The 13285-nt window shown below is 50.4% G+C and carries 9 protein-coding genes; 1 reads left to right on the top strand and 8 read right to left on the bottom strand.

All coding sequences use genetic code 11. The annotated features are described in order from the left end of the window. Positions 1-5: 5 nt before the first annotated feature. Complete coding sequence (locus ASG33_RS18800) at positions 6-488, bottom strand: hypothetical protein (protein ID WP_056290464.1); 483 nt, start codon at positions 486-488, stop codon at positions 6-8. An 8-nt stretch (positions 489-496) separates the two neighbouring features. Then, a complete protein-coding gene (locus ASG33_RS18795; RefSeq protein WP_056288892.1) occupies positions 497-1654 on the bottom strand; it encodes a zinc-dependent alcohol dehydrogenase in 1158 nt (385 codons plus the stop codon). A 177-nt stretch (positions 1655-1831) separates the two neighbouring features. Between ASG33_RS18795 and ASG33_RS18790 the strand changes: the two genes are divergently transcribed. Next, positions 1832-2380, top strand: a complete 549-nt coding sequence (locus ASG33_RS18790; RefSeq protein ID WP_056288889.1) for a ferritin-like domain-containing protein — start codon at positions 1832-1834, stop codon at positions 2378-2380. Positions 2381-2453: 73 nt separating this feature from the next. Here the strand turns inward: ASG33_RS18790 and ASG33_RS18785 are convergent, their stop codons facing one another. The 6 genes from ASG33_RS18785 to ASG33_RS18760 all read right to left on the bottom strand — a co-directional run bounded on the left by ASG33_RS18785 (position 2454) and on the right by ASG33_RS18760 (position 13228). Further along, a complete protein-coding gene (locus tag ASG33_RS18785; protein ID WP_056288887.1) occupies positions 2454-3971 on the bottom strand; it encodes a RagB/SusD family nutrient uptake outer membrane protein in 1518 nt (505 codons plus the stop codon). Positions 3972-4000: 29 nt separating this feature from the next. Continuing rightward, entirely contained in the window at positions 4001-7306 is a 3306-nt protein-coding gene (locus tag ASG33_RS18780; protein WP_056288884.1) for a TonB-dependent receptor, read from the bottom strand. A 107-nt stretch (positions 7307-7413) separates the two neighbouring features. Continuing rightward, complete coding sequence (locus tag ASG33_RS18775) at positions 7414-8508, bottom strand: FecR family protein (protein ID WP_162242761.1); 1095 nt, start codon at positions 8506-8508, stop codon at positions 7414-7416. Positions 8509-8600: 92 nt separating this feature from the next. Beyond that, positions 8601-9206, bottom strand: coding sequence for an RNA polymerase sigma factor (locus ASG33_RS18770; RefSeq protein ID WP_056290462.1), 606 nt, complete (start codon positions 9204-9206; stop codon positions 8601-8603). 90 nt (positions 9207-9296) lie between these two features. Then, the gene (locus ASG33_RS18765) at positions 9297-10373 is read right to left on the bottom strand and encodes a phytase (protein WP_056288877.1); all 1077 of its coding nucleotides are present in this window, start codon (positions 10371-10373) and stop codon (positions 9297-9299) included. A 20-nt stretch (positions 10374-10393) separates the two neighbouring features. Next, entirely contained in the window at positions 10394-13228 is a 2835-nt protein-coding gene (locus ASG33_RS18760; RefSeq protein WP_056288874.1) for a TonB-dependent receptor, read from the bottom strand. Positions 13229-13285 lie beyond the last annotated feature (57 nt).

Genomic DNA, 13285 nt, shown 5'->3' with positions numbered 1-13285 from the left:
CTGAATTATCGCCGGGTGCGGAGGAATGCGATCGCTAGTACTGCAATGCCGGCTCCCAGTGCGATTTTCCGCGTGAGGCCAACTTTGTTATACTTCATCTCCGACTTCCCTCCAAGCTCCGAGAATACATCCGGGAAATGTCCCTTGTTGATATCCTCGTGTATCCCTTCTATCATATTCACACGGTCGGCTACGAGTAGGAGCAGCCAGTGCCTGATCATCGATTCGCTGTATTTGAATGCGTAGCGACGAATTTTGCCACTCAGTCCTTTGGGCGGATTGGGCGTTCCGAATACTGCGGTAAGGCCCGGGCGCTCGTTTGAATGGAGTACTTCAACCAGTTCAGGCTGTTGCGGCGGTCGCTCCCAGATCATCCCTTTGTTATCGTTTTCAGTCCTTTTCTTCATCGGGTATGCCGGCACGTCCAGCGGATCGGCGTCAATTCCCCAACCATTGATGTGGCTGTAATCTTGTGCTGTCTTTTTCATAATGCTGGTTATTTTCTTGCTGATGGTGGTATTAGGATTGGCTTGATGCAATTGTCCAGTTTGGCTGAGAAAATGTGGTAAGCGTCCGAAACTTCTTCCAGCGGAATGCGGTGGGTAATAATGTCTTTCGGACTCACCCTGCCAGACTGAATGTGGTCGATCAACTTAGGAAGCAGTCTTTTTACAGAAGCCTGGTTGGCGCGGATTGTGATACCCTTGTTCACCACGTTTCCGATCGGGATCAGGTTTCCGGTTGGTCCGTAAACACCCACAATGGACACGATACCTCCTTTTTTGACCGAGTTGATCGCCCAGTGAAGCGCAGTGGCTGAGCCCGATTGCAGCATCAGTTTACGCCCTGTAATGGTTTGCATGGCGTCACCCGCAGCTTCACAGCCTACGGCGTCAATACATACGTCTGCGCCGAGCCAGTCTGTAGTCTTTTTCAGGAACAGTACTACATCTCCCAACGAGCGGAAGTTGTACACTTCGCATTGCGCATAGTTTTTCACGAATTCCAGGCGGTATTCCAGGTGGTCGATCACGATCACGCGGCCTGCGCCGAACAACCAGGCTGATTTTGCCGCCATGATCCCGACTGGCCCTGCACCAAATACCACCACGGTATCGCCGGGTTTGATCCCGCCCATTTCAGCGGCCTGATAGCCGGTAGGGAACACGTCTGTAAGCAACACTGCGTCGTCGTGGTCCATGTTATCAGGAATGATCATCGGGCCCACGTCTGCATATGGTACGCGCACGTATTCAGCCTGGCCACCGTCGAAACCGCCGGCTGTGTGCGAGTATCCGAAAATCCCGCCTACTGCAGTAGCCTCGGGGTTGGATTCGTGACAGTTACCAAAAAGTCCCTGTTCGCAAAACACGCATTTGCCGCAGGCGATATTAAAAGGAACGAGTACGTTGTCGCCCACTTTCAGGTTTTGTACTGCGTCGCCGATCTCTTCCACAACCCCGATGAACTCGTGGCCGAATGTGGTTCCGACGCGTGTGTCGGGTACCATTCCGTGGTATAAGTGGAGGTCGGACCCGCAAATACACGAACGTGTTACCCGGACGATCGCATCACCTGAATGCTCTATTTTCGGCATCGGCTTACTGCGATCAGCTCTGACCCGGTACGGGCCCCTGTAATTCATTGCTAACATAGTTTTACCGTTAATTGGTTGATGATGTTGAACATGTGAAATTGGGCGGGTATGTAAAAAATTATTCCAGCCCTGCCGGATCTTCTTATTTGTGCTGTTTTTAGATGTTGGTGAAAACAGAATTGCTGGAACGACTTTTTTAATAGGGGCGACATCAACATTAAAACCACAACCGAAATGGCAACTAAAAAAAGTGCATCAAAAGCAACCAAGCAGATCACCGAAGCAGATGGTGAAAAATTGAAAGAATTGTTCGTAGATGGTTTGAAAGATATCTACTGGGCTGAGAAGAACCTTGCGAAAGCTTTGGTGAAAATGGCGAAAAATGCGACCTCAGACGAGTTGAAATCTGCATTTGAACTCCACACTACACAGACTGAAGAGCAGATCAAGACTGTTGAGCAGGTATTTGAAATTATCGGCGAAAAAGCACAGGCTAAAAAATGTGCTGCAATGGAAGGCTTGATCGAGGAAGCGAACGAGATCATTGAAAGCACAGACAAAGGCACAATGGTACGTGACTGCGGTTTGATCATGGCTGCGCAAAAAGTAGAACACTACGAAATCGCATCTTATGGTACACTTCGTAACGTCGCGAGAACGCTGGGTTATGAAGATGCAGCAACACTTCTTCAGCAAACATTGGATCAGGAAGGTGAAACCGACCATATCCTGACCGGACTGGCAGAAGGCTATGTGAACGAGCAAGCTTCTGTTGAGCAATAGCATCGCCAAAAAGCGATAAAAGGAAAAGCCGGCCATTTGGCCGGCTTTTCCTTTTTATACCCATATTAAGAAATCAGTACCCCGGATTTTGTGGGGCAAGATTGGGGTTAACCTGCAATTCCACACGTGGGATCGGCATTAAATAGTCGCGTGCCGCATTAAAGTTTGCGTGTGGTTCGAGGGAGTTTGCACCTTTGAATACCACATCACCCAGTTTTCTGCGCTGGATATCGTACCATCTTTTGTACTCAAACGCGAGCTCAATGCGGCGTTCTTCCAGCACCAGATCAATAAAAGCCTGTTTGGTAAGTCCTGGTGCCACATCCGCCGGGAAGGTAGTCGGCTTACCGGCCCAGTTCCTCGCCCTGGCGCGTACCTCGTTTACATAGCCGATCGCCTCTGCAGTAGGTCCATTCACCTCGGCTGCTGCTTCCGCCGCAATCAGCAGTATTTCTGCGTAGCGCATTGCCGCATAGTTGTGATCCGAATCGCGGCCTTCTGCATTGGAAGTACCTGCAAAACGTGCATATTTCGCAATGTGCGGCCTTTTTGTATTTGGAAACTGGGTATAAGGCGCCAATTTACCACCAATGAGCAGCGAATCGTCAAAGCTAACTTCCTTCCGGTAGTCGCGCGCGTCCCAGGTATCGAACACTTTCTGGGAAGGTACGATTACACTCCACCCACTTCTTGGGGCATCGCCTCCACGTACTCCCGTCATTGGGGCCATAATATCATCATTCGCCCCACCATCGCCGGACTGCAATCCCAGAAAATCAATGGCAAAAATGTGTTCTTTCAAATTATTTGCCTGCGGCGCACGAAAAAGTGTCTGGAAATCTGCTTCCAGTCCGTAGCCGAATTTGTCTTTATTATCAATCACCCATTTAGCTTCCGCATACGCTTTGGCATAATCCTGCAAGGTAAGATGTACCGCTGCAAGGTAGGAAGCGGCAGTTCCCTTCGAGGGGCGGCTCCGCACATTTGACGGCTGCTGATCGGGCAGGTTTTGTTTGGCAAACTCAAGATCAGCCAGGATACCTGCATACACGGTCGCTGCCGGTGTGCGCGTCAGCTGCTTTACGGCTGCGGGATTGGTGATAAAAAAGTCGATGTAAGGAACATCGCCAAACACGCGAACCAGGTGAAAGTACGAGAATGCGCGTACAAACCGGGCCTCTGCGATCAGTGGGTTGATCTCATTATCAGGCAATCCCAACTGCTGGGCACCTGCAATCGCCGCATTGGTTGCGCTGATCACCTGGTACCAATATGGCCAGAACTGGTTGACCATGTTGTTGTTATCATCCATGTTGAAATCATTTACCTGCTGTCTTTCAGCGGGTGTGCCTCGGTCGCCGATATCGCACATATCGTCACGCAAGGAGAGCGCAGATACGAACTGCCGGCCATAAAGCCGCTCGGAGGCGATCCAGCCGTAAGCGCCGGATATCGCCGTTTCCACGTCTTTCGGAGTTTTGAACAATGCTTCCGGTGCGAGTAGCCCAACCGGCTTTTCGGCCAGATCGGCGCAGCCCAGCAGCATCACGGGAAGTGCAAGGGTGGCCAGTTTTTTAATATATATTTTCATAAAATGCTTTTTAAAAGTTGGCACATGAACTATAAACCGATGTTCAGACCTACTGTGTAGGATTTTGCATTAGGGTAGCTGGCGTAGTCAAGACCCAGGTTCCTGTTCCCGTCGGTATCGCCTTCTGACGAATAGTTAACCTCCGGATCGTAACCTTTGTACTTTGTAAATGTGAGAATGTTCTGCGCGCTGACGTAGAACCGCAGCTTGCTGATCCTCAGTTTTTCCAATACCGGTTTCGGAAGGTTGTAACCCAACGCCAGGTTTTTCAGACGTACAAAACTGCCGTCGTACACCCAGCGCGTAGAAACCCGACGCGTGCGGCCCGCCATTGCCTTGGGTACATTGGTGTTTGTATTTTCTGGTGTCCACCGGTTCAATGCTTCGGTAGTGGCATTGTTGATCCCCGACAGCAGGTTCAGCTCCATTAATGTGTAGCTCAGCAGATCGTTGCCCTGCGAAGCCTGGAAGAACACGTTCATGTCAAATCCTTTCCAGCTGAAATCGTTGTTGAGGCCCCAGGTAAATTTAGGGTGCGGATTTCCGATGATCGTGCGGTCGTCGCTGTTGAGCATACCGTCCGGTTCGCCGGTGAGCTTACCATTTGCATCTTTTTTACCATCAATATCCCTGAATTTCTCGCCGCCAGCTGCCACTTCAAAGCCGCCGCCGGGAATGAAATTGTCGTTTTGCTGATAAACGCCGTCATAAAGCCAGCCATAGAAACTGCCCACCGGCTGACCTTCACGCAGGATCTGCGTTTGACCCAGACCTACCATGTGGCCTGGCGCAGAGTTGTAGAAAATGTCCGTTCCATTCGGCAGTTTGAGCACTTTGTTGCGGTTCAGCGAGAAGTTAAGATCTGTGCTCCATTTGAAATTGCCGATCAGGTTACGTGAGTTGAAGGTTATTTCAAAACCTTTGTTTTCAACCGAACCGATGTTCTGCAGCTGGTTGGTGTAACCTGAGTATTGCGGAAGCGGCACGCTGAACAGCAGGTCGCTGGTAACGCGACGGTAATAATCAAGCACGACATTAATCCGGTTATTGAAAAGGCTCACGTCAGTTCCGATGTCAAACTGCTTGGTTGTTTCCCAGGTCAGATCGTCGTTGGCAACAGTAGTAGGGCGAACTGCATTCACGGCCACGCCATTGATTACTGTGTACACATTTGAGAAGCGCGCCATTGTCTGGTATGGCGTAATGGCCTGGTTTCCTGTCAATCCGTAGCTCACGCGCCATTTCCACTGGCTGATCGCCGGCATGTTTTGCATGAATGGCTCACTTGACATTTTCCACGCGAATGCGCCGGACGGGAACATTGCCCATTTGTTGTTTTTGCTAAAATTCGAGGAACCATCACGGCGAATGTTGGCCGTGAAAAGATATCGGTCTGCAAGCGAGTAGGTGATCCGTCCATAGAGCGAAGCAAGCTGCCACTCGATCAATTCTGAGGTCGGGCTCTGCCAAACGGAAGATCCGCCCAGGTTCCAGAATGAAACTGCGTCGGTGATGAAAGACTGCCCGGTGCCGCCCCAACGTTCGCTGGAAGAGGTTTGATAAGAGTAACCCGCCATGACCGACAGATCGTGGTTAGTACCGATCTTCTTGTTGTAAAGCAGGTAATTCTCGTTTAGCAGCAATGTGCTTTTGGTACCCGTGACACTCGCGCGCCCGCCTATGTTGCGGCCGTCGTTCAATGTACTTGGCAGGTAAGTCCCGGCGCGGCCGCTGTTGGTAGTTGCGCCCATGGTAACCCGCAGTTTAAGATCATCCAGGATGCTGTATTCTGCATAAAGGTTTCCCTGGATGCGATCGGTAAGTGACTGGTTTTCCAGCTGCGTCGCGATTGCGTAGGGATTGTCGATCGGGTCATTTAATCTCGCTACCGTAAATCTTCCGTTTGCGCCGCGAATAGGCTGGTCGGGCTCAAACTTGAATGCGGATGCCACAACGCCCGGCGTAAGGCCGGAAGATCCTTCCTGTGTTTTGGACTGATCGCGGGAAACACGCTGCGCAAAGAGATTCAAACCCAGTTTCAATCTTTTTGCAGCTTGTATATCAATGTTGCTGGTTACCGAAAAGCGGTTGTAGCCCGAATTGATGATGATCCCTTTATGATCGTAAAGTGCTCCCGACACATAGTATTTCACATTATCCCCGCCTCCGGCAATGGAAAGCTGGTAATTCTGAATACCGCCTTTTCTGAAAATCTGGTCTTGCCAATCCGTATCTGCGCCTTGTGAAACCACGTTGGGCCGTGCTTCCTGTACATAGCTCAGGAATTGGGATGCATTGAGCAGGTCGAGCCGGTTGATTTCAGTTTGAGAAGAAAAGGAGGTGTTGAAATCAATCTTCGGCTTGCCAGACATACCTTTTTTGGTAGTGACCATAATTACCCCATTGGCACCGCGGGAACCGTAAATGGCTGTTGCAGAAGCATCTTTAAGTACTTCAATGGATTCGATATCCTCCGGAGGCGGCAATGCGCCACCTACAAATCCATCGACCACATAGATAGGGTCGCTGCTCGCATTGATGGAGCTGCTTCCCCTCACACGTACCTTGAAGGTTGAACCCGGCTCGCCATTGTTGGCCTGTATCTGAACACCAGCCGCGCGGCCCTGCAAAGCCTGCACAGTTCCCAGGGCAGGGTAGGCGGTGATTTCTTCTGCCTTGACAGACGATACCGAGCCGGTCACATCGCTTTTCTTAACCGTTCCGTAACCTACTACCACGATCTCTTCCAGCGATTTGTTATCTGTTTTCAGGCTCACATTGATCTGTGTCTGGCTGCCCACAACAGCTTCATGCGAGGTATACCCCACAAAGCTGAACACCAGCGTGGCATTGCCGTCGGGTACCTGAATGGTGTAGTTTCCGTCAGCATCCGAGGAGGTTCCCGTTTGCGTTCCTTTCACCAGAATGTTTACACCTGGAAGCGGCTCTGCATTTTGCGCGTCGGTCACTTTTCCTTTGATCGTGATTTCAGCTGCGCCGGGTTGTCGCGGCATTTCAATGCCGGTAGTACTTGCCTCGCCGGTTTTATCATTCGGTTTTACGACAATGTTCTTTCCTTTAACTTCATACACAAGCCCCTGTGGCGTGAGAATGCCGCTAAGTACCTCCGAAAGCGGCTTTGCTTCTGCCGAAAACGAGATCTTGCGAGTGGATTGTATCAGTTTCGAGCTGAATACGAAACGTACGTCAGCCTGTTTTTCGATCTTCTTCAACACCCGGCCCATTTCTTCCGAATTAACGGAAACAGAGATTTTCCTGCCGAGCAATTCCTGAGCACCGGAGGGACCGGCATTGGCCCGGCTGAAAAAGCACATGGCCAGGCAAATTTGTAATAGGCTGATCCGCAGCAGCAAGAGACAATGCGGCGATAGTACTATTTTGTTCATACTTTCTGAATTGATTAAGTGTTTAGCGTTTTCTTTTACATTTCCCCGCAACCTTTTCCATCAACGACGATCCGCCCGTCGATCACCTCGTAGCTGGCGCGGACTGCATTGCAAACCAGGTCGAGTTGTTCGTAGAGGGACAGGTCTGTCAGCGTGGCTGTTACCGGGCAATGTTTCATTGTTTTTTCATCGAAAATGATTTCTATACCATAGGCTTTTTGCAGGGTTTTAAAGATGTCAGAAACAGGGGAATCATTGAAATTGAAGTCAATAGCTTCATCAGGCGGGATAATGAGTTCGGGATCGGGGACAATGGTCTTTGTCAATTTTACGGTTTCATGCGCCAGTACAATCTGCTGATTTGGCTCGATCACTACGGCGCCCCGCTCGCTGAGCTCGTCGCTGGTAAGCGGACTTTTCTCTCTGGCAAATACGGCAACTCGGCCGGTTTTTACAGATACACTTGCATTGCTTTCATTGTCAAAAGACCGGACGTGAAAGCTGGTACCCAGCACTTTGGTGACCAGACTTCCGGCAAAAACATAGAAGGGGCGGCCAGGCTGCCGGGCAACTTCGAAGAATGCGCCGCCACTCAGGTGTACTGTTCTTTTTGTTGATGAAAAATGATCGGGGTAACTCAGCTTGCTGTCTGGGGAGAGATAAACCACGCTGCCGTCTGATAGCTTGACGCGCAAAACAGCCTTTCCTGTGTTCGCCACTATACGCATGTCTTTTGTTGCCAGTAAATCTCCATTCACCCCGCTGCTCCGCTGTTTGGCAAAAAACCAGACGAAGCCAATGGTAAGCAGGCAAATGCAGGCTGCCCGGAACCAGAATGTAGGCGCGAACCATACCTGTTTTTGGTTGGGAGCGGGCTGGGGATATTCATCAAAATGGTTGAGAATGGACCCGATGGCGTGGTTTCTTTCTGCTTCCGGCAGCGGAGCAGGAGTGGGGCCCACCGCTTTCACCAGCTCACGCGCCCTATCGACCGTCGCTGCTTTTTCCGGATTTTGGCTCAGCCAGCTTTCCCATTGCGCGTTGTCCTGCGCATTGGGATGCAGTACCCACCGTCGGAATGCATCATCCCACAGAAAATCTTCTGCCGAGAAATTTTGGTAATCTTTCATGTCCGGATTTGACCTTTCAAATACCATTAGACATAGCTACCGGGCTGATACTGCATTAATCCGACATTTTTTCGGATTATTTTAAAGAAGGTTCATTGGAACAACAATGAAAGGAGAAACGGAATGGCAGTTTTCCATTGCTCGCGGATCCATTTGAATGCAGTTTGAAGCAGATTGGAAACGGACTGGGGACGGATGTGCATGATTTCGGCGATCTCGTCCCGGTCGAGCTCCTGGAAAAACCGCAGGTATACTACCTCTTTTTGCCTGGCAGGGAGGGCGTTCATCAGCGAGGTAATTTGCTGCGCCACGTGCCTGTTTTCTTCGGAAATGATAAAGTAATGCTCGGAACTGAACTCGATTTCGAACTCGTTTTCATGCTCTTCGCCTGTGGGGAGCAGCCAGTTGCTGCGGTGGCCGAGGCGGTGGAGGCGCCGACGCAGGGAGGCGAGGAGATAGGGCTTTGGCGGAATATCACCATTGAGTGTCGCCCTTTTTTCAAGAACTTCCAGGAACACATCCTGGATCGCATCTTTGACAAGTTCCTGGTCGCGGCTGAATTTCTGACCGTACTGGTACATCAGGTCGTAAGTCGCTTCGAGGAGCTTCCGGAACGAAGCCCGGTCGCCGGCCAATGCAGCTTTCCAGTACTGCGTGACCTCGTTCTCAGAAAGTGAACCGACGTTGAACGTTTTCATCCGAAGCTTTGATTGGAACCGCCGGGTATGCTGCGGTTCCAATCAAAAGACGGCGGGCTTTGGAAAGTACCCGTAATTCCTGCGTAAGTTTTATTGCTTTCCGATAATATCTTCCCACCGATAGTAATGGAAAACCTTTCCTTCGGACATGACGACGAATAAACCTTTGCTGAAAGTCGCATTCAATGCCGTGCTGGTCACTTCGGAACCGTCGCTCTGGTGCGCTGCTACCTTCACAATCCTGAGCGGCTCATGCAGGTGCGGGTTTTCCTTTGAACCCTCGCGGCTGAAAATATGGAACTTGTCGGCACCCTGGTCGGATACCAGCAGATAGCCCGTTTTGTCTCCCGTTTTGTAGATCGAGATACCTTCATTATCCTCTGCAAAGCCCGTATTTGGGATCAATGCAAGCTCGTTGCTGCTGCTGTCGGGATGGGCGTAGTATTTGCGTACACCTACCTGCTCGTCGGAATAGTAGATGTAGCCCAGCTCGTTGTCCACTGCAATGGACTCGATTTCCTTCTTGCCACTGTATTTGCCGAATTTCCGCACAAGCTTGCCGGTTACATTCCCTTTTACGTCGCCAGATAACTGGTATTGCCAGAGGTAACCTTCTGCCGGGCCCGACTTCCTGCTCACGATCGCGAAAATCGCCTTGTCTTCCGGCCGGGTATACAACGTTATCCCCATTGGATCGCGCTCGGTTTCTCCCGCAAATACTTCAATGCCTCCGTTATCGATCGGTTTCAGGTCAGGCAGGCTGAATACACGGATTTTATTGGCCTTCCGCTCGGTTAGTACCGCAATGTCAGTCGGTTTGCCATTGATATTCAGTCCGTAAGCGACGTCGACATTATTAGGTCTTTGCAGATTTCTGACAACCTTATCGGCGATTGTTTTTCCATTCAGGTCAAACACATACAGCGCGCCGTCTTCGTTTTTGTCCGTGCCCAAAACGAGGCTTTTTGCCGGGTCGGCAGGATTGATCCAGATCGCCGGATCGTCGGTATCGTGTTTGACGGAATCGGTAATTACCACCGGTTGTATCGCATTGGCAGTATCAATCTGAACTTTGCCGGTTGCTCCGGTTTGCTCATTGGGCTTGCTGCCGCATGCAGCGAGGACGATTATTGAAGTAAGGTATATGGGATAAAATATGATTTTCATGAAGGTGTTTTAATGCGTTACTATCTGGTTAGGTCAAATTTCAGTCCCATGTTGAAGCGCGGGCGGTAGTACTCTGCCTGCACTGTGCGGGAAGAAATGCTCTGGTAGTAACGCAGTGGCTGGTTGGTCAGGTTGTTCGCTTCTGCAAATACACGCAAGTTTTTGGTGATCTTGTAAGCTGCATTGGCATCGAGGAAAAACTGTTTGTCGTAGTAAATGTCGTCGAACTCATTGCCGCCAAGTGCATCAAGGTAAGCAGCGGTATAGTTGGCCGACAAACGTGCCGAAAACTTCCTGTTTTCCCACGACAGCGATGCATTGAACATGTGCGGGGCAGTTCCGGGCAGTGTAACGCCAGTTCTCACGTCACCATCTTCATTGTACACGCCATTTGCGAAGGATTTAGTGTAAGTATAGTTTGCATAAATCCCGAAATACTTCCAAAAGCCTGGCAGGAAGTCGAGCTGCCGCTGAAATGCAGCTTCAATCCCAAACACATTCACGCTTTCACCATTTCTTGACTGGTAAAAATCCCAGGTTTCACCATCGCCGACCGGGTTAACTTCGCCGGGAAAATCTGCGGCGAAACTGGCTGTTGTATATTGCTGGTTCCGGTAGGTGTAAATGAAATTTTTGAGGTTTTTATAAAAAGCACCTGCGGAAAATAAGCCCACAGACCTGAAATAGTTCTCAGCCATGAAATCAAAATTCCAAGAGTAAGTCGCTTTCAGGTTCGGGTTACCGGCAGTAATCTCGCGGTCACCGGGAATGATGCTGATGTAGGGAGCAAGTGCATAATAATTCGGCCTCGCCAGTGCAGTTGTTGCTGCTGCGCGGAGAATCAGGTCTTCTGTCGCTTTCAGTTTGAATGATACCGAAGGCATTACATTCAGATAATTATTTTTCACAGAACGTGTACCTGTAAGTTCCTCTTCGTCGGTGATCAGGTTACCTGTGTAGTTGATCGAAGTATTTTCAAGGCGCGCTCCAAGTATCATGGAAAGCTTGTCTGTAAAGTCCTGGTCCCAGCGCACGTAACCTGCGACAATGTTTTCCTTCGCATTGTAATTGGCTCCCAAAAACTCACTCGGAACAGCCTCCTGCTCAAATTCGCCGGTATTGCCAAGATTCAGGTTACCGAGGTAGCTCTTACTTGTAAATATTCCCGGTACCAGGTGCGAGCCCGCCTGGAAGTTGTTGCCAGGCCAGTTTACAGTACCTGTGCTGCCCAGGTCAGCGAACATATCTTCGTTGACAGGCGCGTATTCATAAAACACATTGTCGCGCTCTTTGTTCTTGATGCGCAGTCTACCACCTACCTTCAAACGGCCTTTCTGATCCGCGATGACGGAGAATGGAAACCTGAAATTCACTTTCGCGCCCAATTCCGATTCTTTTGTGAAATCGTGGTTTTCAGATATCTCATTCAGTCCAAGTGAGGTCTGGTCCAGATCAGGGGCGGTAAAAAGAGGCGCGCGGCTGTCGCCGTTGAAAGTCAACGCATTGCCGCCTTCACGGAAATTGATATACCGCTCGTTCGGGCGGTCTTCGCTGGCCGTAGAGTAGCTTACGCTCCAATCCATATCCACTTTCGGGCCCAGTAAGTGCTCGCCTTTGAGCGAATAGTTTTGCACGCGCTGGTCTTCCAGGCGGGTACCTTTGTTGTGGCTGTTTTCAATTCCGCCTTTTGTCTGCCTGCCCACACGGCCCTCGTAGCCGGTAATGTTGTTGGCTTCATCGTAGATCGGCTCAATGTCGTCGATGTTGAGCCTGTACCGGTTCTCGCGGTCATACCGCCAGTTGTACATCGCATTGGCGGTAATGGTATGGTTTTGACTCAGTTTGAAATCGAAAGAAGCTGAGAGGCTGCGGCGGATCCGCTGCACATCATATTTGCGGATCTGACTTTCATTGATGTACACATTGCCAAAATCGTCTTTGGTCCACGACGCTTCCACGTCGTCAGATCCATAGTTATTGTTGTTGTAAGAGCCGCTCAACACCATTCCGATCGCATTTTTGGCAAAACGATTGGCATAAACAAAACCGCCTGTATACAATGCTTTGCCGCGGATCGGGTTGTAGCCGCCCGACAAAGTTGCTGAAATACGTTGTCCATTGGGCGCTGCGCGGGTCACCAGGTTTACGGAGCCTCCGATCGCATCTGCGTCCAGATCGGGCGTAAGTGTCTTGTTTACCTCAATTGTAGAGATCATATCGGACGGGATCAGGTCCATTTGCACACGCCGGTTATCACCCTCGGCAGACGGAATGCGGTCGCCGTTCATGGTGACCGAGTTCAACTCCGGAGCCAGTCCGCGCACGATGATGTTACGCGCCTCCCCCTTGTCATTTTGCATGGTAATACCCGGCACGCGCTTCAATGCATCGCCGATATTGGCATCCGGAAAGCGGCCTACCTGATCAGAGGAGATGATATTGGTTATATTTTCATTGTTACGCTGCTGGTTCAATGCCTTGGCCTGACCTTTCAGCCGGTCCCCGAGCACTACTACCTCATTCATATCCAGTCCGCCTTCCTGCATGATCAGCTCGGTGTTTGTTATGAGCCCATTCTCAACGGCGATCTCCTGCCTTGAAGTGCGGTATCCCATATAGGTAGCTTCGAGCTGGTAAGTGCCAGGCTGTACATTCAGGAACTCGAATCTTCCACGCACATCGGAAATGGTGTACTGGTTTCCCGGCGTGATCCGCAGCGTTGCGCCGGGGAGGGAGAGCTTTTGTCCGTCCATGATAGTCCCGGTAATCAGGCCCTTCTGAGCTACTGCAACGTTTTGTAGCGCGAAAATGAAAGCAATAAGGAAGGTGAGTTTTGTAAAATTAAATACAGGCATAATTCCTCGTTTGATTGATCCGCAAAGATCCGAGGGCAATGTTTCGGCTGCATTACT

Origin of the sequence: Dyadobacter sp. Leaf189 (assembly GCF_001424405.1) — a bacterium.
GTDB lineage: Bacteria > Bacteroidota > Bacteroidia > Cytophagales > Spirosomataceae > Dyadobacter.
This window is presented reverse-complemented; position numbering and strand designations above follow the sequence as displayed.

Coding starts and splice junctions, on each gene's coding strand:
- ASG33_RS18800 (WP_056290464.1), bottom strand. CDS start 488: ATGAAAAAGACAGCACAAGATTACAGCCACATCAATGGTTGGGGAATT.
- ASG33_RS18795 (WP_056288892.1), bottom strand. CDS start 1,654: ATGTTAGCAATGAATTACAGGGGCCCGTACCGGGTCAGAGCTGATCGC.
- ASG33_RS18790 (WP_056288889.1), top strand. CDS start 1,832: ATGGCAACTAAAAAAAGTGCATCAAAAGCAACCAAGCAGATCACCGAA.
- ASG33_RS18785 (WP_056288887.1), bottom strand. CDS start 3,971: ATGAAAATATATATTAAAAAACTGGCCACCCTTGCACTTCCCGTGATG.
- ASG33_RS18780 (WP_056288884.1), bottom strand. CDS start 7,306: ATGTGCTTTTTCAGCCGGGCCAATGCCGGTCCCTCCGGTGCTCAGGAA.
- ASG33_RS18775 (WP_162242761.1), bottom strand. CDS start 8,508: ATGAAAGATTACCAAAATTTCTCGGCAGAAGATTTTCTGTGGGATGAT.
- ASG33_RS18770 (WP_056290462.1), bottom strand. CDS start 9,206: ATGAAAACGTTCAACGTCGGTTCACTTTCTGAGAACGAGGTCACGCAG.
- ASG33_RS18765 (WP_056288877.1), bottom strand. CDS start 10,373: ATGAAAATCATATTTTATCCCATATACCTTACTTCAATAATCGTCCTC.
- ASG33_RS18760 (WP_056288874.1), bottom strand. CDS start 13,228: ATGCCTGTATTTAATTTTACAAAACTCACCTTCCTTATTGCTTTCATT.